This window comes from Fulvimarina manganoxydans, assembly GCF_900176465.1.
Lineage (GTDB): Bacteria > Pseudomonadota > Alphaproteobacteria > Rhizobiales > Rhizobiaceae > Fulvimarina > Fulvimarina manganoxydans.
Window position 1 is genome coordinate 78,611 of sequence record NZ_FWXR01000008.1, and the last position, 22,950, is coordinate 101,560.

General features: G+C 61.7%; 31 protein-coding genes, 3 pseudogenes and 1 riboswitch. Of the genes and pseudogenes, 16 read left to right on the forward strand and 18 right to left on the reverse strand.

The genetic code is table 11. The features are described from left to right. Positions 1 to 49: 49 nt before the first annotated feature. Positions 50 to 373, reverse strand: coding sequence for a hypothetical protein (locus B9A15_RS10730; RefSeq protein ID WP_084410061.1), 324 nt, complete (start codon positions 371 to 373; stop codon positions 50 to 52). A gap of 215 nt (positions 374 to 588) precedes the next feature. On the opposite strand from B9A15_RS10730, the gene B9A15_RS10735 reads away from it, so the two are divergent. Continuing rightward, a complete protein-coding gene (locus B9A15_RS10735) occupies positions 589 to 1,278 on the forward strand; it encodes a thermonuclease family protein (RefSeq protein ID WP_244556899.1) in 690 nt (229 codons plus the stop codon). Between the two features lie 169 nt (positions 1,279 to 1,447). Beyond that, the gene (locus tag B9A15_RS10740) at positions 1,448 to 1,843 is read left to right on the forward strand and encodes a helix-turn-helix domain-containing protein (RefSeq protein WP_139798343.1); all 396 of its coding nucleotides are present in this window, start codon (positions 1,448 to 1,450) and stop codon (positions 1,841 to 1,843) included. On the opposite strand, the gene B9A15_RS10745 is transcribed toward B9A15_RS10740, so the two are convergent. From B9A15_RS10745 to B9A15_RS10755, 3 genes are all read right to left on the reverse strand, one after another. After that, a complete protein-coding gene (locus tag B9A15_RS10745) occupies positions 1,817 to 2,038 on the reverse strand; it encodes a hypothetical protein (protein WP_084410063.1) in 222 nt (73 codons plus the stop codon). The two genes, B9A15_RS10740 and B9A15_RS10745, sit on opposite strands and share 27 nt — an antisense overlap. 264 nt (positions 2,039 to 2,302) lie before the next feature. After that, on the reverse strand, positions 2,303 to 2,695 hold the full coding sequence (locus B9A15_RS10750) for a type II toxin-antitoxin system VapC family toxin (RefSeq protein ID WP_084410064.1): 393 nt from the start codon (positions 2,693 to 2,695) through the stop codon (positions 2,303 to 2,305). Further along, the gene (locus B9A15_RS10755; protein ID WP_244556901.1) at positions 2,688 to 2,996 is read right to left on the reverse strand and encodes an AbrB/MazE/SpoVT family DNA-binding domain-containing protein; all 309 of its coding nucleotides are present in this window, start codon (positions 2,994 to 2,996) and stop codon (positions 2,688 to 2,690) included. Before B9A15_RS10755 ends, B9A15_RS10750 begins: the two co-directional genes overlap by 8 nt. Positions 2,997 to 3,229: 233 nt before the next feature. Here B9A15_RS10755 and B9A15_RS10760 point away from each other — a divergent pair, with 233 nt between their 5' ends. The 5 genes from B9A15_RS10760 (at position 3,230) to B9A15_RS23830 (ending at position 5,931) form a co-directional block, all read left to right on the forward strand. Continuing rightward, positions 3,230 to 3,787: a recombinase family protein gene (locus B9A15_RS10760; RefSeq protein WP_084410066.1), complete on the forward strand. Its 558-nt coding sequence runs from the start codon at positions 3,230 to 3,232 to the stop codon at positions 3,785 to 3,787. 364 nt (positions 3,788 to 4,151) lie between these two features. After that, positions 4,152 to 4,430 carry an AbrB/MazE/SpoVT family DNA-binding domain-containing protein gene (locus tag B9A15_RS10765; RefSeq protein ID WP_244556902.1) on the forward strand — a complete coding sequence of 93 codons (279 nt, stop codon included), beginning with the start codon at positions 4,152 to 4,154 and terminating at the stop codon, positions 4,428 to 4,430. Further along, a complete protein-coding gene (locus tag B9A15_RS10770; protein WP_084410068.1) occupies positions 4,430 to 4,819 on the forward strand; it encodes a type II toxin-antitoxin system VapC family toxin in 390 nt (129 codons plus the stop codon). The genes B9A15_RS10765 and B9A15_RS10770 overlap by 1 nt, the downstream gene beginning before the upstream one ends. 112 nt (positions 4,820 to 4,931) lie before the next feature. Then, positions 4,932 to 5,057 carry a hypothetical protein gene (locus B9A15_RS23635; protein WP_280173790.1) on the forward strand — a complete coding sequence of 42 codons (126 nt, stop codon included), beginning with the start codon at positions 4,932 to 4,934 and terminating at the stop codon, positions 5,055 to 5,057. 577 nt (positions 5,058 to 5,634) lie between these two features. Further along, entirely contained in the window at positions 5,635 to 5,931 is a 297-nt protein-coding gene (locus B9A15_RS23830; RefSeq protein ID WP_416186716.1) for an iron transporter, read from the forward strand. Here the strand turns inward: B9A15_RS23830 and B9A15_RS10780 are convergent. The 3 genes and pseudogenes from B9A15_RS10780 to B9A15_RS10790 all read right to left on the reverse strand — a co-directional run. Beyond that, positions 5,930 to 6,217 (reverse strand): annotated as a pseudogene (locus B9A15_RS10780) (multicopper oxidase domain-containing protein); the annotation flags it as partial. The gene B9A15_RS23830 and the pseudogene B9A15_RS10780 overlap by 2 nt on opposite strands. Positions 6,218 to 6,365: 148 nt before the next feature. After that, positions 6,366 to 6,758, reverse strand: a pseudogene (locus B9A15_RS23835) (transposase); the annotation flags it as partial. Between the two features lie 28 nt (positions 6,759 to 6,786). Further along, positions 6,787 to 7,407 carry an IS110 family transposase gene (locus tag B9A15_RS10790; protein WP_084410070.1) on the reverse strand — a complete coding sequence of 207 codons (621 nt, stop codon included), beginning with the start codon at positions 7,405 to 7,407 and terminating at the stop codon, positions 6,787 to 6,789. Between the two features lie 265 nt (positions 7,408 to 7,672). On the opposite strand from B9A15_RS10790, the gene B9A15_RS10795 reads away from it, so the two are divergent. Further along, entirely contained in the window at positions 7,673 to 8,875 is a 1,203-nt protein-coding gene (locus B9A15_RS10795; protein ID WP_084410071.1) for an IS256 family transposase, read from the forward strand. A gap of 285 nt (positions 8,876 to 9,160) precedes the next feature. Here the strand turns inward: B9A15_RS10795 and B9A15_RS10800 are convergent, their stop codons facing one another. From B9A15_RS10800 to B9A15_RS10820, 7 genes are all read right to left on the reverse strand, one after another. Continuing rightward, positions 9,161 to 9,565, reverse strand: a complete 405-nt coding sequence (locus tag B9A15_RS10800) for a YidH family protein (protein WP_170923260.1) — start codon at positions 9,563 to 9,565, stop codon at positions 9,161 to 9,163. Positions 9,566 to 9,574: 9 nt separating this feature from the next. Further along, entirely contained in the window at positions 9,575 to 9,922 is a 348-nt protein-coding gene (locus B9A15_RS23840; protein WP_210190501.1) for a molybdopterin-binding protein, read from the reverse strand. A 66-nt stretch (positions 9,923 to 9,988) separates the two neighbouring features. After that, positions 9,989 to 10,357 carry a molybdopterin-dependent oxidoreductase gene (locus B9A15_RS23165; RefSeq protein WP_210190502.1) on the reverse strand — a complete coding sequence of 123 codons (369 nt, stop codon included), beginning with the start codon at positions 10,355 to 10,357 and terminating at the stop codon, positions 9,989 to 9,991. Further along, on the reverse strand, positions 10,354 to 10,659 hold the full coding sequence (locus tag B9A15_RS23170) for a molybdopterin-dependent oxidoreductase (RefSeq protein ID WP_210190503.1): 306 nt from the start codon (positions 10,657 to 10,659) through the stop codon (positions 10,354 to 10,356). Before B9A15_RS23170 ends, B9A15_RS23165 begins: the two co-directional genes overlap by 4 nt. 90 nt (positions 10,660 to 10,749) lie before the next feature. Further along, complete coding sequence (locus tag B9A15_RS10810) at positions 10,750 to 10,938, reverse strand: hypothetical protein (protein ID WP_084410073.1); 189 nt, start codon at positions 10,936 to 10,938, stop codon at positions 10,750 to 10,752. Positions 10,939 to 10,960: 22 nt separating this feature from the next. Continuing rightward, positions 10,961 to 11,353 (reverse strand): fluoride efflux transporter CrcB, encoded by a 393-nt coding sequence (crcB, locus tag B9A15_RS10815; RefSeq protein ID WP_084410074.1) that lies wholly within the window; start codon positions 11,351 to 11,353, stop codon positions 10,961 to 10,963. Positions 11,354 to 11,439: 86 nt separating this feature from the next. After that, positions 11,440 to 11,506, reverse strand: a riboswitch (Fluoride riboswitch). Positions 11,507 to 11,664: 158 nt separating this feature from the next. Then, a complete protein-coding gene (locus tag B9A15_RS10820; protein ID WP_084410075.1) occupies positions 11,665 to 12,648 on the reverse strand; it encodes a malate dehydrogenase in 984 nt (327 codons plus the stop codon). Positions 12,649 to 13,000: 352 nt separating this feature from the next. Between B9A15_RS10820 and B9A15_RS10825 the strand changes: the two genes are divergently transcribed. The 3 genes from B9A15_RS10825 (at position 13,001) to B9A15_RS10835 (ending at position 15,222) form a co-directional block, all read left to right on the forward strand. Next, complete coding sequence (locus B9A15_RS10825; protein WP_084410168.1) at positions 13,001 to 13,822, forward strand: extracellular solute-binding protein; 822 nt, start codon at positions 13,001 to 13,003, stop codon at positions 13,820 to 13,822. A gap of 86 nt (positions 13,823 to 13,908) precedes the next feature. Then, entirely contained in the window at positions 13,909 to 14,394 is a 486-nt protein-coding gene (locus B9A15_RS10830) for an RNA polymerase sigma factor (RefSeq protein ID WP_084410076.1), read from the forward strand. 21 nt (positions 14,395 to 14,415) lie between these two features. Continuing rightward, positions 14,416 to 15,222 carry an anti-sigma factor family protein gene (locus B9A15_RS10835; protein ID WP_084410077.1) on the forward strand — a complete coding sequence of 269 codons (807 nt, stop codon included), beginning with the start codon at positions 14,416 to 14,418 and terminating at the stop codon, positions 15,220 to 15,222. Between the two features lie 305 nt (positions 15,223 to 15,527). Here the strand turns inward: B9A15_RS10835 and B9A15_RS10840 are convergent, their stop codons facing one another. Then, positions 15,528 to 16,130, reverse strand: a complete 603-nt coding sequence (locus B9A15_RS10840) for a uracil-DNA glycosylase (protein ID WP_139798333.1) — start codon at positions 16,128 to 16,130, stop codon at positions 15,528 to 15,530. A 13-nt stretch (positions 16,131 to 16,143) separates the two neighbouring features. Beyond that, entirely contained in the window at positions 16,144 to 17,190 is a 1,047-nt protein-coding gene (locus tag B9A15_RS10845; RefSeq protein ID WP_084410079.1) for a YeiH family protein, read from the reverse strand. A gap of 301 nt (positions 17,191 to 17,491) precedes the next feature. Here B9A15_RS10845 and sorT point away from each other — a divergent pair, with 301 nt between their 5' ends. The 5 genes and pseudogenes from sorT (at position 17,492) to B9A15_RS10870 (ending at position 21,193) form a co-directional block, all read left to right on the forward strand. Next, positions 17,492 to 18,673 (forward strand): SorT family sulfite dehydrogenase catalytic subunit, encoded by a 1,182-nt coding sequence (gene sorT / locus B9A15_RS10850; protein ID WP_084410080.1) that lies wholly within the window; start codon positions 17,492 to 17,494, stop codon positions 18,671 to 18,673. A 266-nt stretch (positions 18,674 to 18,939) separates the two neighbouring features. Further along, on the forward strand, positions 18,940 to 19,275 hold the full coding sequence (sorU, locus tag B9A15_RS10855; RefSeq protein WP_084410081.1) for a SorU family sulfite dehydrogenase c-type cytochrome subunit: 336 nt from the start codon (positions 18,940 to 18,942) through the stop codon (positions 19,273 to 19,275). A 111-nt stretch (positions 19,276 to 19,386) separates the two neighbouring features. Beyond that, positions 19,387 to 19,482 (forward strand): annotated as a pseudogene (locus B9A15_RS23845) (copper-binding protein); the annotation flags it as partial. Between the two features lie 122 nt (positions 19,483 to 19,604). Then, entirely contained in the window at positions 19,605 to 20,069 is a 465-nt protein-coding gene (locus B9A15_RS10865) for a DUF411 domain-containing protein (RefSeq protein ID WP_084410083.1), read from the forward strand. A gap of 467 nt (positions 20,070 to 20,536) precedes the next feature. After that, positions 20,537 to 21,193, forward strand: coding sequence for a DedA family protein (locus tag B9A15_RS10870; protein WP_084410084.1), 657 nt, complete (start codon positions 20,537 to 20,539; stop codon positions 21,191 to 21,193). Between the two features lie 153 nt (positions 21,194 to 21,346). On the opposite strand, the gene B9A15_RS10875 is transcribed toward B9A15_RS10870, so the two are convergent. Next, a complete protein-coding gene (locus tag B9A15_RS10875) occupies positions 21,347 to 21,958 on the reverse strand; it encodes a phosphatase PAP2 family protein (protein WP_084410085.1) in 612 nt (203 codons plus the stop codon). A 114-nt stretch (positions 21,959 to 22,072) separates the two neighbouring features. Next, the gene (locus tag B9A15_RS10880; protein ID WP_170923261.1) at positions 22,073 to 22,840 is read right to left on the reverse strand and encodes an outer membrane protein; all 768 of its coding nucleotides are present in this window, start codon (positions 22,838 to 22,840) and stop codon (positions 22,073 to 22,075) included. Between the last annotated feature and the right edge of the window lie 110 nt (positions 22,841 to 22,950).

Below are 22,950 nucleotides of genomic sequence, written 5' to 3' on the forward strand. Positions count from 1 at the left end.
GCCGCGCCGAGAAGATCGAGGGGTTGCTGAGACGTAGGAGAAAGGTCGGTCATCGCACGTCCTCCCGGTCGAGTTCGCGCAGGATGTGATGATCGGCGAGTTCGAAGAGCTGGCCGGTGCTCAAGTCCTCGACGACGGCCAGGTGACCGCCGCGAGCGAGATAGACCTTCGTCCAAACACCGCGCTGGATGTGGAGGGGGTATTCCCGCGTCTTCCAGGCGCGAACGATGCATTTGCGAGGGCGCCAAGTGCGACCGCGGGAAGGCTCGAAGCGGAAGAGTGTTCCGATCGGGACCGTCCCGACCGGCAAGGCAAAATGGGAGTCGAAGACTGTCTCGTAGCGAAACCGTGGTGGTGCGTATTGGCGCATCATCGGATGTCATCCTCCGACGAGCCGGGAGAGCCTCTCTCTCCCTTTGGAGCCCGTCGTCTCGGGCTCGCCTGTCTCTCCCTCTTCGCTCGAACCGTTCAGGAATCCAATCACTTGACCTCGGCGACGTGATGCGCCAGCAACGGCGCAACTGTCAGTGGCGTCCATCAGTCCTCACGATTGGGATGGCAGGCGCGGATGGCGATGGAGTGATGTGAATGATGCGGCTTGCGACCATCCTTTGGATCGGTGCGATCTTGGCGCTTGGCGTCCAGGGCGCAGGTGGGCAAACGATGTCCGGGCCGGCTCGGGTCGTTGACGGCGATACGCTCCACATCGACGGCTACCCGAACAACATCCGCCTGGAACGCATCGACACGCCCGAAACTCACCAGACCTGCGAGAACGCCCGCGGCAGCACCTATCCCTGCGGCGTCATGGCGGCCGATCGATTGCGTTCGCTGATCGGCTCGCAGCCGGTAACTTGCGAGGCGAGCGGCTTCGACGGCTATGGCCGGCCTCTCGCAACATGCTCGGTCGGCAAGCTCGAACTCAACGCGGCCATGGTGGTCTCAGGCTGGGCGGTCGAATTCGATCGCTACAGCGACGGGCGTTATGCCGGCTACGAAGAGGAGGCGAAGACCGCCGGCGTCGGTCTCTGGCAAGGAAAGTTCGTCATGCCTTGGGAGTGGCGCGACCGCAAACGCCAGGAAGCGGCCGAACAGCCTGTCAGCTCTTCCGGCACGGATTGCGAGATCAAGGGCAATATCAGCCGCAATGGGCGAATCTACCATATGCCGGGGCAGGCCGATTACGACCGCGTGCGGATCAGCGAGGGCCGCGGCGAGCGGTACTTCTGTTCCGAAGAGGAGGCACAGGCCGCCGGCTGGCGACGGGCGGAGCGTTAGCTTTGGTTGTATTTTGGTGGAGCGTCCGCATCTTAGATAGTATCACGGCAAACCGCTTTCTCAGGCATTGAAAGGCGAAGAATTCGATATGGCGCCACAAACCCTCATGCCACGCAGCCCCCCCCGGCAAAGGACCGTAAGGCCCGATATCCGACGAAGTGGAGCGGCTATGGCAGGAGGCCGCCGGCATCGACGACGCCGTCGCGGACGCCATCGCCGAGAGCGACGAAGCCGGGATATGTCGCAAGCCGAACTTGCCCGAGCTCTTGGTCTGACATTCCAGCAGGTTCAAAAATACGAGAAGGGCTTGAACCGTATGTTGGTCGGCAAATTCTGCCAGATCGCAAAATCGTTTGGGCTGACGGGAAGTGAACTCTTGGATAAGTCCGAGATCGACTTGGAGCCGGATTCCAGTCCTCCGGTCGTCGAAACCGAGGACGATCGTGCTGTTCGGCTGTTCAAGGCCATCCCCGACCGAGACATTCGCAAGGCCGTCTTGAGGATCATGGAAAGCCTTGCCGGCGAGCCTACGGCCCGATCACCTGCGATCCGCGCTGCCGAGTAAGGAATTGCAGCGCTTTGCAAGCAGATCGGCGAGGATTTCGGCGTCGTTCGCCGCGTCCACTGGATCGCGTTCGAGCGCGGATCGGATCGCGTCCTTCAGCCAATCGCTGCACGCGGGATCCTCGCACAGCAGCGCCATGCGTGCCTCGAGTGCCTCGGGGCTATGCTCCTGAGAAAACTGGGACAGGTCGACCATTGCGATCCTCGCGACATGACAAGAGCGGCGATCCTGTTGGGGACCGCCGCTCGCAGAAATAGCGGTTCATCGTGGCGATGGCGATATTTGAGTCTCTGGCCGCGTCAGGCGGCCATTTCACCAAGCGCTTTCGAGTCCGCCAAAGCGGCTTGATCGAGAACCCAGTCGGCGGCCTTTTGTGCCGGAACGGAATCCCTGAATGCAGATGCGACCTAGCGGTGGCGACACCAAATGACGCGTTCGTGAGAAGCCATCATTCGGCGGTTATCGCACGAACTCGATCCTAATATTCAAGAGTTTGGCGACGGGTTTCCAAGCGCGGTCCGCCGTCAAGGCAGGCGCGCCGAGACTGCCCGCCAAGGCAAGGCAGGCGCGGTCGCCAAACGACAAACCGGCAGAGCGCGTGACTGCGCGCATCGTTCCCGCCGCGATGGCATTGGCATCATCGAATGCGACAATCTTGAGATGAAGCGGGATAAGGGCATTCGTGATCGCGTCGGAATCCATCCCGAGATCGGACAGCTTGGCGGCGACCTCGGACAGATTAACCGAACTGGTGACCGATTGAGGCAGGACGTTTGCGACCTTCTCCGATCCCTTCTCCGCATTGAGAAGACAAAGGAGTGCGGAGGCGTCGAGGACATACGGGCTACTCACGTTCCGCCTCGGCTCGACGGTCCGCGATCAACTCGTCGACCATGGACCGGCCATCGGGATTGAACTGCTTGACCAGTTCCTGCGCGCGGCGAATGGCCGATGGAATGGAGCGGACCCGAAGCTCACCCTCCGCCATTTCGACAATAACGGTATCGCCTGGATTAATCCCGAGTTCGCGCCGAAAGGCCGCCGGGATCACTAATTTCCCGCCTTCCACAATCTTGACCCGCTGAGATGACATTTCAAAGTCTCCACTGGAAGTAAGATTTTCTGTCACACCAATCTGGAGATTGTTGTACATTTTTCAGATCGTATTACCAATATGGAATCTTGGTACTAAACTGAGCAATAGACCTCATCACCCAAACCATTCCAAAATTCGGATTGATGTGATTCCCACACGTCCGCTTGGGTCTACCCTAAAAACACGAAGCCGCGAGACACCCGCCGCCGTCTCATTTGGGTTGCTTTTGAGATTCCGAGACGCTATGCGGGAGGTCTCTAGACTCTAACGAGACAGTTTCGGCCATTTCCATGTCATTTTACGGCTACGCTCGTGTCAGCACCACCGATCAGGACCTCTCCCTCCAGGAAGCGGCTCTGCGCGCCGCCGGGTGCACCGTCATCCGCGCGGAGAAGAAAAGTGGCTCGCGTCGCGATGGCCGGACCGAACTTGCCATCCTGCTTGAGTTTCTGCGTCCCGGCGACACGCTCGTCGTCACCCGCATCGACCGGCTTGCCCGCTCGATGAAGGACCTGCAGGATATCGTCTACGATCTCAAAGAACGCGGCGTTGCTCTACGCGCCACCGAACAGCCGGTCGACACAGCAACGGCTGCCGGTAAGGCGTTCCTGGATATGCTGGGCGTCTTCGCCGAATTCGAGACCAATCTGAGGCGCGAGCGGCAGCTCGAAGGTATTCAAGCGGCCAAAGCACGCGGCGTCTACACCGGCCGAAAGCCGGCCATTGATGCCGAAGAAGTGCGACGGCTCTATGCGGAAGAGAAGCTCGGCCCAGCCGCAATTGCCAAGCAGATGAAGATTGGCCGAGCGTCAGTCTACCGACTGTTGGGAAATGCCAACGTCGCCTGACGCGCCGACGAATGCTCTTGGCCGGAGAACTCGTGAAGTGAATGTCGCCCTCCGCTCAGTTCGCTGCAGAGCACTTCCGGTAATTACTGAGAGCGTCTTCTGAAACTGACAACAAAGGACAAGCCGGACGGAGAAACTGTATTGAAAACGTACTCAGCGCTATCGCGCATGCGCGAAAGTGGCATAATCTACTTTATGAGGCTTTTCGTTGAAAATGCTCATAAATGGTCACATATGAGCGTACCATTCTTGACTAAGGCAGGTGATTGGTCATGTTCTATTTTTGGTCACTCTAATACATTTTGACCAGTGAGCCACCAGAGGGCACACTAGGTCTAGGCCCCATATATTGAGAAAGGGCAGTATGATGATCCGTGTAAATGTTCTCCCAAATGGTCGTCTAGTCCTGCCTGTCGCATTGCGTGAAAAGCTCGGAGTGCAGAAGGGCGGTCACGTGATGGCCGAACTGGTCGATGGTGAAGTTCATCTCACCACTCCGGACGCTGCCTTGGATCGAGCCAGAGCCATCTTTCGAGAATACGTGGCACCAGGAACAGAAATTGCGGACGAGGTCATCGCTGACCGACGCGAAGAGAATGACCGCGATCTTGGAAACCGGTCTGCCGAAGGCGAGACATCCTAATGCCGTCTTGCGTCGTCGACACCTCGGCCGTGTTCGTGGATCTCAACGAGGAGACCGGCGCTGCAGAAGCCAGACGCTGGCTTCGCGACGCCGCGATCTCCGCGATCAACCTTCAGGAAGTCGTTTCGAAGAGCGTCGACAAAGGAGTGCCTGCCGAGGCGGTTCCTCGACTGGTCGAAGCGCTCCGTCTCGATGTGCGAGCGCTCGATGCCGAACTCGCCATGGAGGCCGGTCTCATGCGCATTGCGACGGTTCATCTCGGACTCAGCCACGGCGATCGCGCTTGCCTTGCTCTTGCCCGCCAACTCGATGTACCTGCCGTGACAGCGGACCGAGCGTGGAAAGACGTGGAAGCCGAACTCGGCGTCAAGGTTGTCCTGGTCCGCTGACGATCTACTGCATTGTCCCGGTCTCGGCTTTTACTGGCTGCAAGACGAATGTCCCTTTCAAAGCGATACTCGTAGGAAGTGGCCGTTCATTTGCCGACCTCTGACAGACAACATGTTGCCGATGAAGGGCATCGGGCAGATGGGAGGAATGGCGCTTGGCACGGGTCTCGGCGCTATCGTGTTTCTGATCGTTCTCGGCCTTTGCGCGGCGGCAGCCACCAAGTATCTGCGCCGTTGATCATCCGTATTCGGACCCGTCGCGTGGTCTTATCGGATTTTGATCAGGCCCTCGTGGCGCCTAGGTATTTCGCGACGGCGACCGCTTTCTCAGCCAGCGATGTAGTGTTGCGGAACTACCGATCGTGCCAGCGGCCGTAATCTCTTCCCCGGTTGCCTGTCCGATCCCGTACGCCGCTATCCGGCGGCGACAGATCGCGAAGACCGATTCATCTGAGATCGGAACGATTGGGGAATCGAACTGGAACGAAGACGACGCTGCGCCTGTTTGCTGCATGTGGGCCGACAATTCCCAAGGGAGAAACGCGATGACCGAAGCGACCGGAATTGACGCAAAGATGCCGCCGGCAAAGCCGAGCGACGAGGCCGACCAGAACCAACTAAAAATGGCCAAGGAAGAGGGTGCGAAATATCTTGCCTCGCTCGACTACATGGCAGAGAAGGTCGCCGACACCGGCGGCAAGATGCGGGCCGGGGATTATATCGTCGCCTTTGCACAGGAACGCGCCGAAGGCATGTTCCACCGCAAGGACGGAAAGCTCGAATGGATCGAGGCTCCATCCGACATGAACTGTCACATGGAGATCGCTGTCCTCGACGCGGCCGATCACCGCTTCATCCCCTATCTCGACATCGACTGCACGCTGTCGCTGGAGGGCCAGGAGATCGTGCGTTTCAAGCCGGAATTCCTTTGGCATCCCGGGCTCTATCACTACGGCCGGGACCTGAAGCTTCCAGGTGACGGCGTCTACGACCTCAGCGTCAAGATCGCGCCGCCGACATTTCCGCGTCATGACGAGAAGAACGGCAAGCGCTACGCCGATCCGGTCGAGGTTACTTTCGAGAAGATCAGGATCGAAACCGGGCACGAATGACCGCGATCGACATCTCGGCCGTATCCGCTATGCCGTCGGTGCCCATCGGCATATAGTCCGGTTGCAGCAGCTTGACCTTACGCGCCACTGCCGACTTGTCCGCGCCGATGAAGGTCGGCACGTCGTAACCCACGGCGTTCATCGCACTGTGCGACTTGTGGCAATGGAGCGCCCAGTCGCCGGGATGGACCGCATCGAACTCGTAGGCGCGCATCGCGCCGACGGGAATGTCGATCGTCACCTCCGGCCAGCGTGCTTCCGGGCGCAGTCAGCCGCCGTCGGTGCAGATCTGGACTTGCTTCTTCATGGGCGAGCCTCAGTTGTGTGGAACCCGAATTGTTCTTCTGGAGAGTTCAGGCATCGGACCGAGAAGCGGAAATCGGTTCTTGGACAAATCCGTTTCTTCATCAGAGAGTTATACCAAATCCGGGGGATTAGCTCGGGTTTGAGATTTTGAACCACCAATTGTATCCGGTGCGGCTTATTATTCGGTCGGTTTGGGTTGTCAGAGGGACGCACAGCTTTGCGACGAGGGCGTCGAGTTCGGTGAGGGTATCGAGCGATCGGTTGACGATGGGCTCGTCGACGAGGACCCAGAGGGTCTCGGCGGGCTGAAGTTCCGGCGTGTAGGGCGGCAGGAAAGCCAGCCGGACGCCCGGAGGTATGGCAAGATCGGGCGGAGCGTGCCACCCAGCATTGTCGAGAACGACGATGATGATTTCGTCCGGTCCAGTTCCGGCTTCTCTGGCAAGCAGCGCCAGGAGTTCTTCGAACAGGCGTTTCGAGACGCCGTTCGACAGATAGAAAAAGCTGTTCCCGGTTTGTGGTGAGACGAATGCGGTGACCTACAGCCATTCATAGCGAGGACGGAAAACGGCGGTCGGGCGCTGTCCGATCGGTGCCCAGACGCGGCGCAAGATCGGGCTCGGCCGCGATCTGCGCCTCGATCTCAGTGTCGAGCGCAACGAGCTGGCGTTCGATCTGCTTCAGCCGCTCGGCATTCTGACGCTTCAGGACAGCGATCGTCATGACCTTCGCCCGGTTCTTCGCCGCGGTCCGGTCCTTGATCAGCGCCTCGCGCGCGACGATCATCTGCTTGAGATCGCTCAAGGTCTGGCTCAGAACAGCACATGGTTCGAGCGAGAGGGCAACTCCCATCCGGGCCAGGAGCGCCGCGTCGATCCGGTCGGTCTTGGCGAGCCGTCCGGCCGCCTCGGCAAAGCGCCGAGCGTTTCGCGGATTGACCTTGACGACGGGAAGCCCGGTCTCGGCGAGCCGGCGTTCCAGAGCGCGGTGATAAGCACCGGTGGCCTCGAAGACGATTCGGGCGGGTGGCTCACCGCTTCGCTCCACCCCACGCAGAAAGGCCCTGAGGCCGGTCTTGTCGTTGGCGAACTGCCGGCTCTCGCCACCCGGCAGACGGTGAACGTCGATCCTGTCTTTCGAGATGTCGATGCCGATGGTAGCCTCTGTCATCTTTTCCGAGCCTCTGCTTGTCGTCCGGAACCAGAGTCCGGGTATCCGTTCAGGCCTTCGAGAAAAGACGAGGGTGATCAAACTCTAATTCGGCCCGTCAAACGGCCAGCGTCGGCTGCGTCCCAACAGATGGTGTAGGAACTGCGTAAATCCGCGAGCGAATGCGCCCTCCATAGCGCCGTAGCGAAACGAGCGGATTTGCGGCGGTCATCGTCGATCTTCGGTAGGGTTCGGATTGCGAACCTGAACCTGAAGGAAGACTACGATGACCGATATGAAGACTGCGCTCGTCAGCCTCATCGAGCAAGAGGCCGACACCGATCTTGTCCGCGACATGCTGGCATTCGCCGCCGAGCGGACGATGCAGATGGAGATCGAAGCGCGCACAGGTGCCCCTGCTGGCGTTCGGACCCCGGATCGCACGAACCACCGGAACGGATACCGAGAGCGAGCATGGGATACCCGGGCTGGCCAGATCGATCTGGCGATCCCGAAGCTCAGGAAGGGCAGTTACTTTCCCAGCTTTCTCGAACCGCGCCGCACCGCTGAGAAGGCCCTCGTTGCGGTGATCCAGGAAGCGTATATTCACGGCGTCTCGACCCGTTCTGTGGACGACCTCGTCCGCGCCATGGGTGCCGGCGGCGTGTCCAAGAGCGAAGTGAGCCGCCTGGTCGGCGAGATCGACGAACGGGTGAACGCTTTCCTTTCCCGTCCGATCGAGGGCGAATGGCCCTATCTCTGGATCGATGCCACTTATCTGAAGGTCCGCGAAGGCGGGCGCATTGTTTCCACTGCCGTCATAGTCGCCGTCGGCGTCAACGCCAGCGGTCGCCGTGAGATCCTCGGTGTCGCGACAGGGCCATCGGAAGCCGAGACGTTCTGGAAGAGCTTTCTGCGCTCGCTCGCCGATCGGGGACTGCGGGGCGTGAAGCTCGTTATCAGCGACGATCACAAGGGCTTACGCGCTGCCGCGAACAAGGTCTTTTCCGCAACCCACCAGAGATGTCGGGTTCACTGGATGCGCAACGCCCTTTCTCATGTCGGCGCGAAGCAGCACCGTCCCGCCGTCATCGCCATGCTGAAGACGATCTTTGCCCAAGAGACCCACGACGATGCCCGCCGCCGCTGGCGCGAGGTCGCCGATCACATGCGCACCAACAAGTTCGACCGGCTCGCCGAGATGATGGACGCCTCCTGCGAGGACGTCCTCGCCTATATGGCCTTCCCGGACGACCACTGGCCGCAGATCGCCTCGACGAATTCGCTCGAGCGCGTCAATCGCGAGATCAAACGCCGATCGGATGTCGTCGGCATCTTTCCGAACGATGCTGCCGTCAAACGCCTCGTCGGAGCTCTCATGCTGGAGACCAACGACGAGTGGGCCGTCTCGCGCCGCTACATGTCTCTGGAAACCCTCGCAAAGGTCTGCGACAATCCCATCGTCAGCCTGCCCATGCTGGACGCCTGACGAAACATGATCTCGGACCCTCCGAGATCGGCGTTCCTACACCACGCATCGGGACACAACCCCAGCGTCCGGGCGATCCATCCCTCGCCGCCGCGAAAAGATAGGACCCCTTTCCGCGGCGGTTCATGTTTGCCTGATCGGCACAGAAAGTCATAAGACAAGCGTCCCCTGTGGGTCCGAATGGGTACGCAAAGCGCGCTCTGGCCGATCGGCCAAAACCGGACCGGCAGGTTTCGTGCGGAAGACTAAAAACGCTGCCTGCCCGTTTGCGTACGAGAAAATGTCTCATCGCAAGGCGTATCCCGGATAGGTGATGAGCCAGATCGCAGCGATCAGGCCGAGACCTCCGATCCATAAGGTGATCGTCATGATCCAGAAGCTGGATGTCTGGACCGCGCTGATCCAATGGGCTTCCGGGCGATGCGAGACCATCGAGGCCTTCAGCTGCGCGGTCGCGACGATGAACAGGCCGAGGACGATGAACCGCGTCGCGACGGCCTTGGCGACCCAGGTCGGATCGATCTCGTTGAAGAGTCCATTGAAGGCGATCCCGACACCGATCGCGCCGAGTGCCGTGCGCTGCCAACTGGCGAACGTGCGTTCATTCGCCAGGATCGTTCGATCTTCGGCAAGGTCCGTGCGGTCGCCGGCCAGTTCCGTCCGCGAGGCGACCGCGTCATCCTCGGGCACGATCGAACCTCATGCGACCGTGACGTGGATGCGGTGCCAACTCGTGCAGAGATAGCCAGCGAAGTTCCAGATGCCTTCCGTGCTATCGGACTGACCTTGACCCGCATCGTCTACCGCGCGGACAACTAGCTGGTGTTTTCCGGCTTCCAACTCAAACTCGGCGGACCACTGGACCCAAGTCCGAGGCGTGCCCGTTTCGTCGATCTCCGCGGAACGCCAAGTCTTTCCACCATCGCTCAAGACGTCACCCCGCGCGACTGCGCGGCCATACGCGATGGCGTACCCCGCGATAAGAATAGGACCGGCCGGGAGCGAAGCGCCGTCGGAGGGAATCCAGATCGCCGAGTTGACCGGCATCTCGTTGATCTTCAGGGCGGTGTCTCAGTCGGCTTCGTCCTGCGAGACGGAGGGATGGAAATGCTTCTAGTCCCGGCTCTGCGTCGGCGCCTCGCACGGGGCCGAACGCAATTCGATCGTCTCGACCCATTTGGCGTTGCGCACGCCCGCATAGCCCGGGACCACGAGGTGCAGCGGCGCGCCATGTTCCGGTGACAGCGGCTCGCCGTTCATCGCCCAGGCGAGCAGCGTGTCCGCGTGCAACGCCTTCTCGATCGAAATCGAAATCCCGAATTTCGTTTTCTCGCCTGCGACCGTGGTCGCGTCAGCGCAACCGAAGGCGACATGAGCTGTGGACGGATCGATCGCGATGCCGCCGAGCACGTCACGGAGCGCAACGCCGGTCCACTCGGCATTGCCGATCACCCCGATGCCCCAGCCGTCGCCGGTCGTCATCTGGTAGCCTGCATCTCTTGACGCTGGTTGCCCGCGCACTGGAGCGTCGCCGCAATGGTGCGCGTCTTGAATCTCGCCTTTAGGTCCGCAACCGAAACCGTCGTCTCTTTACCGGAACCACCGACGATCTTGATCGGATGATCGTCCGGCAGGCTCGGCACATCGCCATGGCAGCGAATGTAGAAGTCCGATTGCTTGGTGAGGAAGGAATCCCGAAGCCGCTCGGACCGCGTCTCGACGTTAAGGGAATCGTCGTTCTGCAGAAAGGTATGGTTGGTGTCGCGGACGGACGTTTCGGTCATGGTTTCAATTCCTCGCGTTATGGCTTGGGGAACAGCATGCTTCGGGCAAAGGGGGCGCCGGCTCGTTCCGAAGCAGAAGCATCGCGTCGATCACGAGCCGAGTACCGCCCAGATGACCAGCGCAGCGGCGGTCAGTACGACGACCGCGATGATCCACGATGTGACGGACCTTGATTGCCTGGGACTCGCCCCCTTCGACGCCCTGCGCCGACGCTCGTAGTCGGCGAGTTCATTGACCTCTTCGACTTCTGGATCCTGCCGTTTTCTGTTGTCATCCATCGCCTTGTTCTCCCCTTGTTCGTCAGGCCGCTTCGCCGGCGAACACGGTGCGCATGAGAAAGAGTGCCGCGACGAGCCCCGCCATCGCGGCCAGGACTGAACCGAGAACGTACAGTGTCGCGGTGACGAATTCGCCCCGTTCGTAGAGGGAGATGGCGTCGAGGGAGAACGTCGAGAAGGTCGTGAAGCCGCCGAGCACGCCCGTCGTCAGGAACAGGCTGAGCGGATGGTCGTTCGCACTGCGTTGCGCGAAGACCTCGATCAGGATGCCCATCGCGAACGAGCCGAGTACGTTGACGATCACCGTCGACAACGGAAACGAGAGGCCGGGAAGAAGCCGGACGACGGCGAGGTTCGTCGCGTGCCGCAAGCCTCCGCCGATCCCTGCTCCTGCGATGGCGATAAGCATGTTCATATGCGCCCTTTCCGGTTCGGTGGGGCGGTACGAACGATCGGAGCGGCAGACGACAGAGCCCTACCACCGGCCGTTCGAAACGCGCCCGTGCGGTAGGAGCCATCAGCCTCGAAGACGAGGCGGTTATCGGGGGACTCCATCCCCATCCATCATCGTTGCAAAGATACGACCGATCGATCGCCAAGGCAAGACGAGGCTCGCGGCGCGATCTTTTATCGGCTTCGATGCGGTCGCCGGATGACGTGTGGATGTCATTCCGGCATCCGCCGATGTGGCCATCAGAAGGTTCGACACGACGCAGACCTCGGCGATTAGGCAAGGAGCGCCCGGACCGCGTCGCGCTCCTCGACGAGTTCGGCGACCGTCCGGTCGATCTTCCGGCGCTGGAACTCGTCGATCTTAAGATCCTCGATCCGCTCGATCGAACCGGCAGTGCAGGTTGCCGGAACGCCGCAGTAGAGGCCTTCGGGAATGCCGTAGGCACCTGTCGACGAAAGGCCCATCGACACCCAGCGGCCGTCCGAGCCGAGCATCCAGTCGCGCATATGGTCGATCGCGGCATTGGCCGCCGAGGCGGCGGACGAGGCACCCCGCGCTTCGATGATCGCGCTGCCGCGCTGGGCGACCATCGGGATCAGCGTTTCGCGGTACCAGGCCTCGTCTGAAATCGTCTCGGCGAGCGGACGCCCGTTCGCGGTCGCAAACGTCCAGTCGGCGAACATGGTCGGCGAATGGTTGCCCCAGACGACGAGCTTCTCGATCTCGCCGACGCCCACCCCCGCCTTGGCCGCAAGCTGCCCCTGCGCACGATTGTGATCGAGACGGATCATAGAGGCGATGTTGTCGCGCGGGAAATTCGGTGCGCTTTCGGCCAGGATGAAGGCGTTGGTGTTGGCGGGGTTGCCGACGACGAGCACCTTCGCCTCGCGCTTCGCATTGGCATCGAGCGCCGCTCCTTGCGTCTTGAAGATTTCCGCGTTCGCCGAGAGAAGATCGCGCCGCTCCATGCCCTTCGAGCGGGGCCGCGAGCCGACGAGGAGCGCGGCATCGACGTCGCGGAAGGCCGCGTTCGGATCGTCGGTGACGGCAACGTCGGAAAGAAGCGGAAAGGCGCAGTCCTCGAGTTCCATGACGACGCCACGCACTGCATTCTGCGCCTGCGGCAGATCGAGAAGGTGAAGCGCGACGGGTCGATCCGCGCCGAAGAGGTCGCCCGCGGCGATCCGGAAGAGCAGCGAATAACAGATCTGTCCGGCAGCGCCGCTGACGGCGATGCGAAGGGGAGCTTTGGTCATGCGGGTGTCCTCTGCCTGAAGCGGTCGTTCGTAATGTCCTGACTGGAATTTGGCGTTCCGCGACGATCCGACCAACGAGAAATGCTGCTCGTTTCAATATGAAAAGCAGATCGATTACCGCGACGGGGAGTTCGGGGGTGTGGTGAAAGGGATCACGACGACACGGGAACCGCCCTGAAGACCGCCCCTGAGGCCGGGCCGAGGGCAATCCCTCGCGTATAGGGACATCGATCGGCGGCGGATGGCTCACATACCGGGTTCGGAAGACTTGGAATAATCGGGCCGGCCCAGCCGTTCCTTCCATGACGGGCGCGGTTCCGCGTTCCGACAACGATTGGGAAGGAACATGACGATGACCCGAACCGCCACGCTTGCCCTCGCCGCGGCGATGCTGTCAGGCCCCGCATTCGCCGACACCGTCGCCGATCGGATCGGCAAGACCGATCTCGCCGATCCGTCGATCGAGCATGCGCCGCAGGACGGCGTGGTGAAGCTCTACGGCGCCGGCGGTCCGCATACGGCATTTCGCAAGGTTGCGGACGTCTGGGAGGAAGAAACCGGGAACAAGGTCGAGATCGTTGCCGGGCCGGAATCGGCCTGGTCCGCTGATGCCCAGGCCGACGCCGACATCATGTGGGGCACGTCCGAGCAATCCATGACCGCGTTTCTGCTCACCTATCCTGCCTTCGACCATGAAGAGGTCGAGCCGATCTACATCCGTCCGACCGTCATCGCGGTGAAGGCCGGCAATCCGAAGGGTATCGAAGGCTTCGACGACCTTCTCGCGGACGGCATGAAGATCGTCGTGACGGAAGGTGCCGGCGTCTACAACACGTCCGGGACGGGAACTTGGGAGGACGTTGCGGGACGGCTCGGACGCCTCGATGACATCGCCCGGTTCCGGAAGAACATCGTCGCTTACGCCCTCGGTTCGGGCGCGAGTTTCGCCCAGTTCAAGGAAAAGGACGCCGATGCCTGGATCACCTGGCCGAACTGGCCGCTGACCCATCAGGACGTTCTCGAAATGGTCGAGATCGACGAGAACCGTACGATCTGGCGGGACGTCAACGTGGTGATCTCGCCGAAGGCCGATCCGGCGGCGCAGGAGTTCCTCGATTTCCTCGTATCGCAGAAGGCCCAGACGATCATGGCAACCGAGGGCTGGCAGCGCTAATCTGCCGCGACCACGCAGCGGAACGATTTGCGACACTGGTACCCCTTGCATTGCGGAAAGGATCAGACCGGCGCTATAGCCGGTCCATGTCCACGGCGCTCCGCACCCATCTCGAACGCCTCCTGCCGGAACTGAACGCCTACGCCCGCTCGATCTGCGAACGACGCGAGGACGGGGAGGACATGGTGCAGGAGGCCGTGACCCGGGCGCTGACCGCCGCCGATCCGCCCGGCGCGATCGAGGAGCTGCGGCCTTGGATGTTCCGGGTCGTCCGCAATCTCAGAACGGATGCGGCAAGGCGCTCGAAGGTACGCAGGGACTATTGCGAACGTGAAGCGGGGGTCCGCGAAAATGACGTCGCGCACGCAAACTCGCATGGAGACATGCTGGTCCGCATGGCCTTCGAGGCGCTGCCGCCGCAGACCCGCGAGATCCTGTTCCTGATCGACGTCATGGGACTCAAGTATGACGAAGCCGCTTCGGTGCTTGGCGTGCCGTGCGGAACGGTGATGAGCCGGATCAGCCGCGCGCGCCGCGCGCTGCGCGAACGGATCGATGGCCCGGACCGCTGACAACTGGAGCGCGGAAAGAAGATGTCGTTGCAAACGGATGGCGCGGACAGCGGTGACCTGGCCGATCGGGACTGGGACAGCCTGTCCGCCTACATGGACGGCGAAATGGCGCCGGGGGAGGCGGCCGCCTTTGAGGAAAGGCTGCGCCGGGAGCCGGCGCTCGCGGCGATGCTCGAAAAGCTGGACGCACAGACAGCTGCGCTTCGTCGCATGAGGCCCGGCATAGCTCCGCTTTCGGTTTCACAATCCGGAAGCAGCCCGAACGGACAGGACGTCCTCGGGATCTTTCAGAGGACCGGGCGACCGACGACGTTCCTGAGGTCGCGACGCTTAGGTCTTGCGCTCGCAGCGTGCCTCGCCCTTTTTGTCGTCGCGGCCGGGCTTTTCCTTCGCGCCGCAGACGGGCCCACGACCCTTGTCGGCATGCACGAACGCTTCCTGTCCGTACCTCTGCATCCGCGGGGAACCGACACACTGCGACCGGCCGCGGCCACCGACGGACCCTTTCCGGATCTTTCGATTGCCGGCATGGAGATCGTTGCGACGGCAGAGACCAAGGACGGGAGCTTTGTCCACTATGCCGGCCCGAACGCATGCCGGCTCAGCCTTTTTTACGGTAGCGATCCCATCGTGACCGGAGCCGGGACGAACCTTTCCGCCCAATGGTCCGCGGGCGGAAAGACCTACGAGATAATCGCGGGAAGCATGGCGAGGGAGCGGTTCGCAGCGATCGAGACCTATCTGCGCCTCGTCACGCGCCGCGACAAAGGGCACCTCGTCTTTGCCGAACTCCGGAACCGGATCGACGCTGCGCCTCGCTGCGCGTGAGACTTCGGCGGTTGTTCACCGGTCCGTCGGAAAATTGAGCCCAATGTTTCCGCTTGCCCATCTCCGAGTGATCAGAGACTTTCGGTCAGGTATGGACGAATATGACCGAAACCTGTCTCAGTGCCCGGTGGTCAGGGACGTTGGCCCAACCCGTCGCTGTCTATCGAAGGCTCGGACGGCTTGGACACCTCGGGGAGTAGGCCTTTCCTGATACTGTAATGTCCTGGGTCACATGCGCTTGGCGATCGGAAAATTTTGAAGCCGCTTTTGCGCCCGGCGATCTCACCGTTTTAATAAGACGCTCGTCAACTGATCTCCAAATATTGCGCAACCCTCGCAAGCGTATCGGCGATCGTCGTCGCGTAACGGGGATCGGTGGCGAGAAGGATCGGCGAGGGATGCGGCATCCGGAAGACCGTGAGCTCTGGCCGGCATTCTGTGACGACCGGGGCCGCGCAGGCTGCAGTCCGACCCGCGAGCAGGACCCCGCGCAAATGGGGAAGACAGTTTAGAAACCGCGGGATTTCTACGAGCCCGCCTTCAATCTCGGCCCGGCGCGGGGAAAGGTTTCGCTTGCTCGAAATCGGTGGAAGCCAGGGGACGAGGTTCCATAGCACCGTCGTCTTTCGCTCGATCCCGGCTTCGGACAGAAAACGTCGCAGATTTCGTTGCGTCGGCGACGGGTTGTCGCGAGAGACGAAGCGCGGCGCCGTTCCCTGCCGCGCCGGCCTCTCCAGAAGGACGAGCAGCTTAGCATTGCTTCCACCGTCCAACGGGTCGAAATGGGGCACGTCCCAGCCGCGGCTTCGAAGGCTCCACCAGTAGATGTTGAGCCGCGACATGTGGACCTCACCGCAGGCGGTGAGCCGTGCCGTCCGTTCCAGCTGAGACGAGAGGGGTGCGGTCACGCTTCGTCCTTCGTCAGTGACCGGCACCGGTCGCGACGACGAGAGCGAGCCCGAGGACGACGATGAAGAGCCAGGACGCCGCGCCGAGGATCGCCGGGCGTGCCCCTTCGGCAACCAGCTTGCGGATGTCGGTCTCGAGCCCCATCGCGGCGAGCGCCATGGCGAGGAGAAACTGCGTCAGTCCCTGGTGCCAGGGGTCCGCGGCAGCTGGTACGATACCGGTGGAGGCAACCGCGACCATCGCCACGAAGCCGAACACGAACCAGGGGATCGGCACGCCACCACCGGACTTGTCCTCGCTGGATTGTTTCTCGCCAGAACCCGACATCCGCTCGTGGGCCAAATAGCCAAGCGCAAGGACGAGCGGCGCGAGCAGCATGACGCGTGTGAGCTTGGCGATGGTGCCGTAATGGCCCGCAGCCTCGCCCTGCTGGAAGGCGGCTGCCACGACCTGCGCAACCTCGTGGATCGTCGCGCCGGACCAGAGCCCGTAGGCGATCGGACCGAGTTGCAGGACGGTCGTCTCAATCAGCGGGATCAGAACCATGGACAGCGAGCCGAATACCGTCACGCAGGCGACGGCGTAGGCGACGTCCTCGTCCTTGCCGCGCGTTACAGTGTTTGTCGCGATCACCGCCGAGGCCCCGCAAATGGCCGTCCCTGCGGCGATGAGTTCGGTTAGCTTGCGATCGATGCCGAGGCGTGCGCCGAGCCACTTGGTAAAGACGAAAGTCGCGACCAGCGTCACGGTGATGATCGCGACGCCGAGCCAGCCGACCTCGACGACCTGGGAAAATGTGAGTTGCAGTCCAAGCAGCACGATGCCCGCCTTGAGGATGACCTTGAGCGAGAACTGGACGCCGGGCTTGGCCACCGCCGGCGTGCCGACCGTGTTATGCAGCGCCATCCCGATGAGGATCGACAAGATCAGTGGCGACAGAACGTCGACGCCGGGAATGGCTCGCAGAGCGAAAGACGCGGCGGCAATACCAGCGGTGAGGATGAGTCCGGTCCAAGGACCGGCTCCGGACGAAGCTGTCGTTTCGCTGGTATTGTTCATGTTCGATCCCAAATGTTTTCCTCGGCTCCAACGAATGTCGCCGGAGCGGTCTCGGTCTATGGCGGTCGGTCCGTTCGGCGAAGCGATCTCCTGTTCGTGCCGACGCGTCAGCGTCGTCGATTATTCCCGTTGTTCGAAAAAACCGTCCCATTCTATCGTCTATGGAATAATCGGCGTGCCTCGCGCGTCTGAAATGAGGAGTTGCGATTTTGCCGAAGCAATTCGCGAGGGTCTCGACGACGACGCCCCGGGGTTAATCGGTCGAAAATGGCGGCTCCGGGTTCGATAAAGGGAGGAAACCATGATCGACACACTCGCCATCAAGCGCCGCCAATTCCTGATGGGTTCCGCAGGGCTTGCAGGGGTCGCGGCCTACGGCATGCCAGCGTTCGCGCAGGACGGTGGAAAGCTGCCGGCCTATGCCTCATGGAAGGACGCCGACGATCTCATCGTCCACACCGACCAGACGCTGGAAACCAAGCGTGCCGCCCAGGGCGACGCGCTCGTCACGCCCTCGAGCGATCTCTACATCCGCAACAACCTGCCGGCGCCGTCCGAAGACATCGTCGCCGATCGCGATGCCTGGGAGGTCCAGTTCGAAGGGTTCGCCAACCCGGGTTCGATGACCGTCGGTGAAATGAAGACCCTCGGCGTCGAGACCGTGGTGTGCGTTCTCCAGTGTTCCGGCAACGGCCGGGCCTTCTTCGATCACGAGACGAGCGGCTCGCAGTGGGCGACGGGTGCAGCCGGCAACGTCGTGTGGACCGGCGTTCCCGTACGGGTTCTCGCCGAGGCGATGGGCGGTGCTGCGGAGGGTCGTCAATGGCTCACCGGTACGGGCGGCGAAGAGATCCCTGCGGGCCTGCCACCCGAGACGGTCCAGGTCGAGCGTTCGGTCCCGATCGACGCGATGGAGCGCGCGATCCTCGCTTGGGAGATGAATGGCGAGCCGGTGCCGCTCGCCCATGGCGGTCCGCTGCGGCTGATCGTGCCCGGCTATTTCGGGGTCAACAACATTAAGTATATCAAGCGCCTCGCGCTCACCGCGGACCAGTCGCCGGCGAAGATCCAACAGACCGGCTACCGCATGCGCCCGATCGGTGTCGAAGGCGATCCCTCGCAGCCCTCGATGTTCGAGATGAGTGTCAAATCCTGGATCACCGGTCCGCTCGAGAAAGCGTCCGCCGGAAAGGTGCAGATCCATGGTGTCGCCATGGGTGGCATCAGCGAGCTCAAGACCATCGAAGTCTCGACCGACGGTGGCGAGACCTGGACGGAAGCCCGGTTCCTCGGACCCGATATGGGTCCTTACGCCTGGAGACCGTTCGCATTGATCGCCGATCTTTCTGCAGGGCAGCACACGCTCGCGAGCCGGGCGACGGCGGCAGACGGGCTGTCTCAACCAGAGGACTTCCCGCCCAACGAGCGCGGCTACGGCAACAACGGCTGGCGGGCTCATGCGGTGGACGTGACTGTCAGCTGACGCTGCGCCGCAAAACTGGCCGGTGCTCTATCGCCCGAAGACGCCGGCACCCTCGAGAGATCTTGCTCTTCATCATCGGGTTCGGGCCTCGTATGCCAAAGGCCCGAACCCGATGCAGGTTGTGACGACCGACATTCGATGCACTCCCGAAGCTGCTCCGCGACCGAGTGGCGGGACGCTGCTCCCATGCACGCCTGGTTCCCGCGCACCTTCGCCGAATGTCACGTACGAACCCCTTAAATCGCTTTCGAAAGGAACTGAAAGCTATGCCCATCAGATCAACGTCACTCTTCGCCGTGCTCGCGATGTGTTTCGCGAGTTTCCCAACCCTTGCCGCCGACCCATCGGTCGATGTTGAGGAGGGTCGTGAAATCTTCACCAAGAAGGCTGAACCAGCCTGTACCGTCTGCCACACGCTCGCCGATGCCGATGCGTCCGGTGCGATCGGCCCGAACCTTAACGATTTGAAGCCGAGCGCGGACCGCGTCGCCGCAGCCGTCAAGAGCGGTATCGGCGTAATGCCGGCGTTCGCAGACAGCCTGACGGCCGACGAGATCGCGACTGTTTCGGCCTATGTGGCAGAGGTCGCCGGGAAGGAGTAGCGCATGGCGCTCGGCCCGTCGTTTCGGATCGGTCGAAGCGCACAACGTTTTAACGTCATCGGACCATTGGTTTTGTATACGGCTCTCGATCATCAGCGACAACAAGACCGGGACCCAGCGATGCTCGAAAGGGCGAAGGCGGGCGAGGCGATCGAGTTCATTGCCGAGCGCGTGCGCGGCAAGCTGACCGTCACAGAGATGAAGTGACGCCTCTGCGGGGGGCCAATGCGACAAGGCGCCAGGTCCTCCGATCCGACACTGCAAGCTCGGTCCTTCCAATCGGTAGTGACCGAGCCCTTCACAGACGTTCATTTGAAGGAAGACTGACAATGACAGCTACGAAGAAGACGACCCTCGGAGCCGTTCTCGGAGCCGGTGCGATCGCATTGTTCTCGACGACGTTTCTCACTGAGGCCGGCGAGGCTATGACGGTCTATTCGTCGCCGACATGTGGCTGTTGCGCCGCCTGGGTCCGACATGTCGAGGACGCTGGCTACGACGTGACGGTCGACCACCTCGCCTCGGCCGATCTCTACGCCAGGAAGCAGGAGGCAGGTTTCTCGCCGCAGCACGCTTCCTGCCATACCGGCCTTATTGGCGGTTACGCCATTGAGGGCCACGTTCCGGCGGCAGAGATCGAGCGGCTTCTTGCCGAACGTCCTGACGCGGTCGGTCTGTCGGTTCCGGGCATGCCGGCGGATGCGCCGGGGATGGGATCCGGCAACACGCCTTACGACGTACTCCTCGTCAAAGCGGACGGCTCCACCGAGGTGTTCGCGAGCTATCCGCGTTGAGCCTTCGCATAGATTTCATGGCCACCATGTCCCTTAAATGCGGACAGGCAGTGGATCTGCAAGCAGCTACCTGCGAGTCCCGGTCGGACAGCCTCCTTGCGAAGAACCCCATTGGTTTGGGTATGAAAGGCTTACCAATGCCGGAGACAAATCGCTGGTCCGTACCGTTACATCGCGCGGTTTCGGCGTGAATTAATATTTCAGCGAAATCTGCTTTCATGCGATCTCTGCGGCAATCGAAGCGCCGGCGATCGGGCGCAATGCTGCTACGAGATCTTCTGCGCTTCTGACTTTCTGAGCATGTACGAAACCGGTCTTTTCGGGGAGGCTGGATGGGCTTCGCCTTCGCATTCGAAGAAGCGCCGGCAGCTAGAACGCTAGAACTATACCAATTCGTATACTTCGAATGTGGAACGCTTGATAGATAATCTTGTTTTTATAAAAATTTTACGGCGGGGGCTAAGACGATGTTCGACTGGATCACGGGGTTTGTCACGCAATCGGGCTATCTTGGCATCGCGTTCTTGATGTTCGCGGAGAACATCTTTCCGCCGATTCCCTCCGAACTCATCATGCCGCTCGCCGGCTTTTCCGCCGCCGAGGGCGATCTGTCGCTGATCGGCGTGCTGGTCGCGGGCACGATCGGCTCTCTTCTCGGTGCCTTACCTTGGTACTACGCCGGGTACTACTTTAAGCTCGACCGGCTCAAGCGCCTCGCAGATCGCCACGGGCGATGGCTGACCATGACTTCCGACGATGTCGACACGGCATCGTCGTGGTTCCGACGCTATGGCGCGAGCGCGGTCTTCTTCGGAAGGCTCATCCCGACCGTTCGAACCCTGATCTCTGTGCCGGCGGGAATCAATCGGATGGGAATGGTGCGGTTCCTGGCCTGGTCGGCGCTCGGAACGGTAATGTGGACTGCGTTCCTGACGCTCGCGGGCTACGTTCTCCAGTCCCAGTACGACCTTGTCGCCGGCTGGCTCGATCCCGTCACGCAGGCGGTCGTCGCGTTCCTTGTCCTCGGCTACGTCTACCGGGTCGTCACGTTCGGGCGGCGGCAGAAGAAACAGCGGGAACGTCGAACGGACGAGAATGCGTCGTTGGTTCGGCAAGAGCGTTGAACCGGTCCGAAAAGTCATAATCCCGATCGGTCGATACGATGGAGGTGCGCTGATCGCCGTCCAACGAGAGCATCCATTTCGCTTCTTCGCCCGCGAAACCGGCGGTTACGGCGAGTGCGAGCAGGTCGATACGGCGGAGTGGCATGGGCAACCTCAACGGGAGCGGAACAGGGACGGTTTGCGGATGAAATCGGAGACCTTGTCGATCCCCGCCATGGCGGACACCGTTTCCCCGACGCGGACGACGAATGCGACGAACGGGCTCAGCAGGCCGGATCGGAGAAACGCCGATGCACAGACGCCGATCGATGCGCCGGCGACAACGTCCGTCGGGAAATGCACGCCGAGAGCGACCCGCGACCAGCCGACGAGAACGGTCGCCGTCGCGAGGATCGCGGCGATCCGTGAACGCCCGGCAACGGCGAGGCTCGCGGTCACTGCTGCCATAACGGCCACGTGGTCGCTCGGGAACGAACTGTCGGCGGCATGGTCGAGGACGTTCCCCGCGAGACCGATCATGAAGGGTCTCGGTTCGAAAAGAAGAAACGAGATCAGTCCGGAAAAGGCCAGAGCCATGCCTGCGGCGATCGCCGCCGTGGCTCCGTCTGTCCGGTCACTGTCCCTGTCGCGAAGCCAGAGTGCAATCAGGGCGAACGGAACGAGCGCGATCAGCCAGTCCGCCGCTCCGATCTCGAACGGCGCCAACGTTTCGGCGGCGAAGCCGTGAATGAAGGGGAACAGTGAAAGGTCGAACTGGGTAGGCATGACATCCTCTCGATGGATGCCCGATGATCGCGGATGAGGTTCGCGGGCGTGTGGCCGGAACTATACGGATCGGTAACAGTGCGGCGCAGAATGCGCCGCACCAGACCTCGACCGTCAGTCGAAGCGATAGGAGACCGTCGCCCAGAGGGTGCTGAAATCGGTCCGGTCGTTCGTTCTGGCGTTGAAGTCGATCGCGCCGGCTGCGTTTCGGCCCGTCGCCGACCAGTCGCTCTTGCCGAGATCGGTGTAGAGGTATTCGAGCCCGAGCGAGACATGCGGATCGATCAGATATTCGATGCCGCCGCCGACGGTGTAGCCGATGTCGAACTTGTCCTTGTTCTCGGAAAAGGACCCGCCGTAGGGACCGGAAACACTGGTCGACTGGCTTCTCCCGGCATAGGCGAAGCCGCCGGTGCCGTAGACAAGCAGATCGTCGAAGGTATAACCGATACGGCCCCTGACAGTCCCCAGATAGTCGATCCTGTCCTTGGTGGTGAAGTCCACGCCACCGACGGAAAACCCTCGATCCGTCGATCCGCTCATCAGGCTGATGTCGGTCAGCGCTCCGACGACGATATCGCCGATCCGATAATCGTAACCGATACGCGCACCGCCGGAGAAACCTGCCTTCGGGTTGCCGGTGTCGTAGACGGTCGTGGCGGACAACGGCGTCGGGTCGAAGAGGACGTCCGGACCATCCCTGCCGAACGCCGCTCCGCCCTGGCCACCGATATACAGGCCTGACCACGTGCCCTTCGGCTCGACGATGGCGATAGGTTCGGATGGAGACCTCTCGGGTATGACGAGATCGGCGGCGGACGCGCCGATCGTCGTCGACATCATGCTCGATGCCGCGATGACTGCCAGCTTTCGCAACAGCATCACTCCTCGGGGCATACTGATGCATAGCCGATCCCCCGACGCCCCGACCAGGGGACCGGCATCGACGATGATCGTGGCGACTCGGGACGGGGTTAAGTCCGTCCGCCTGA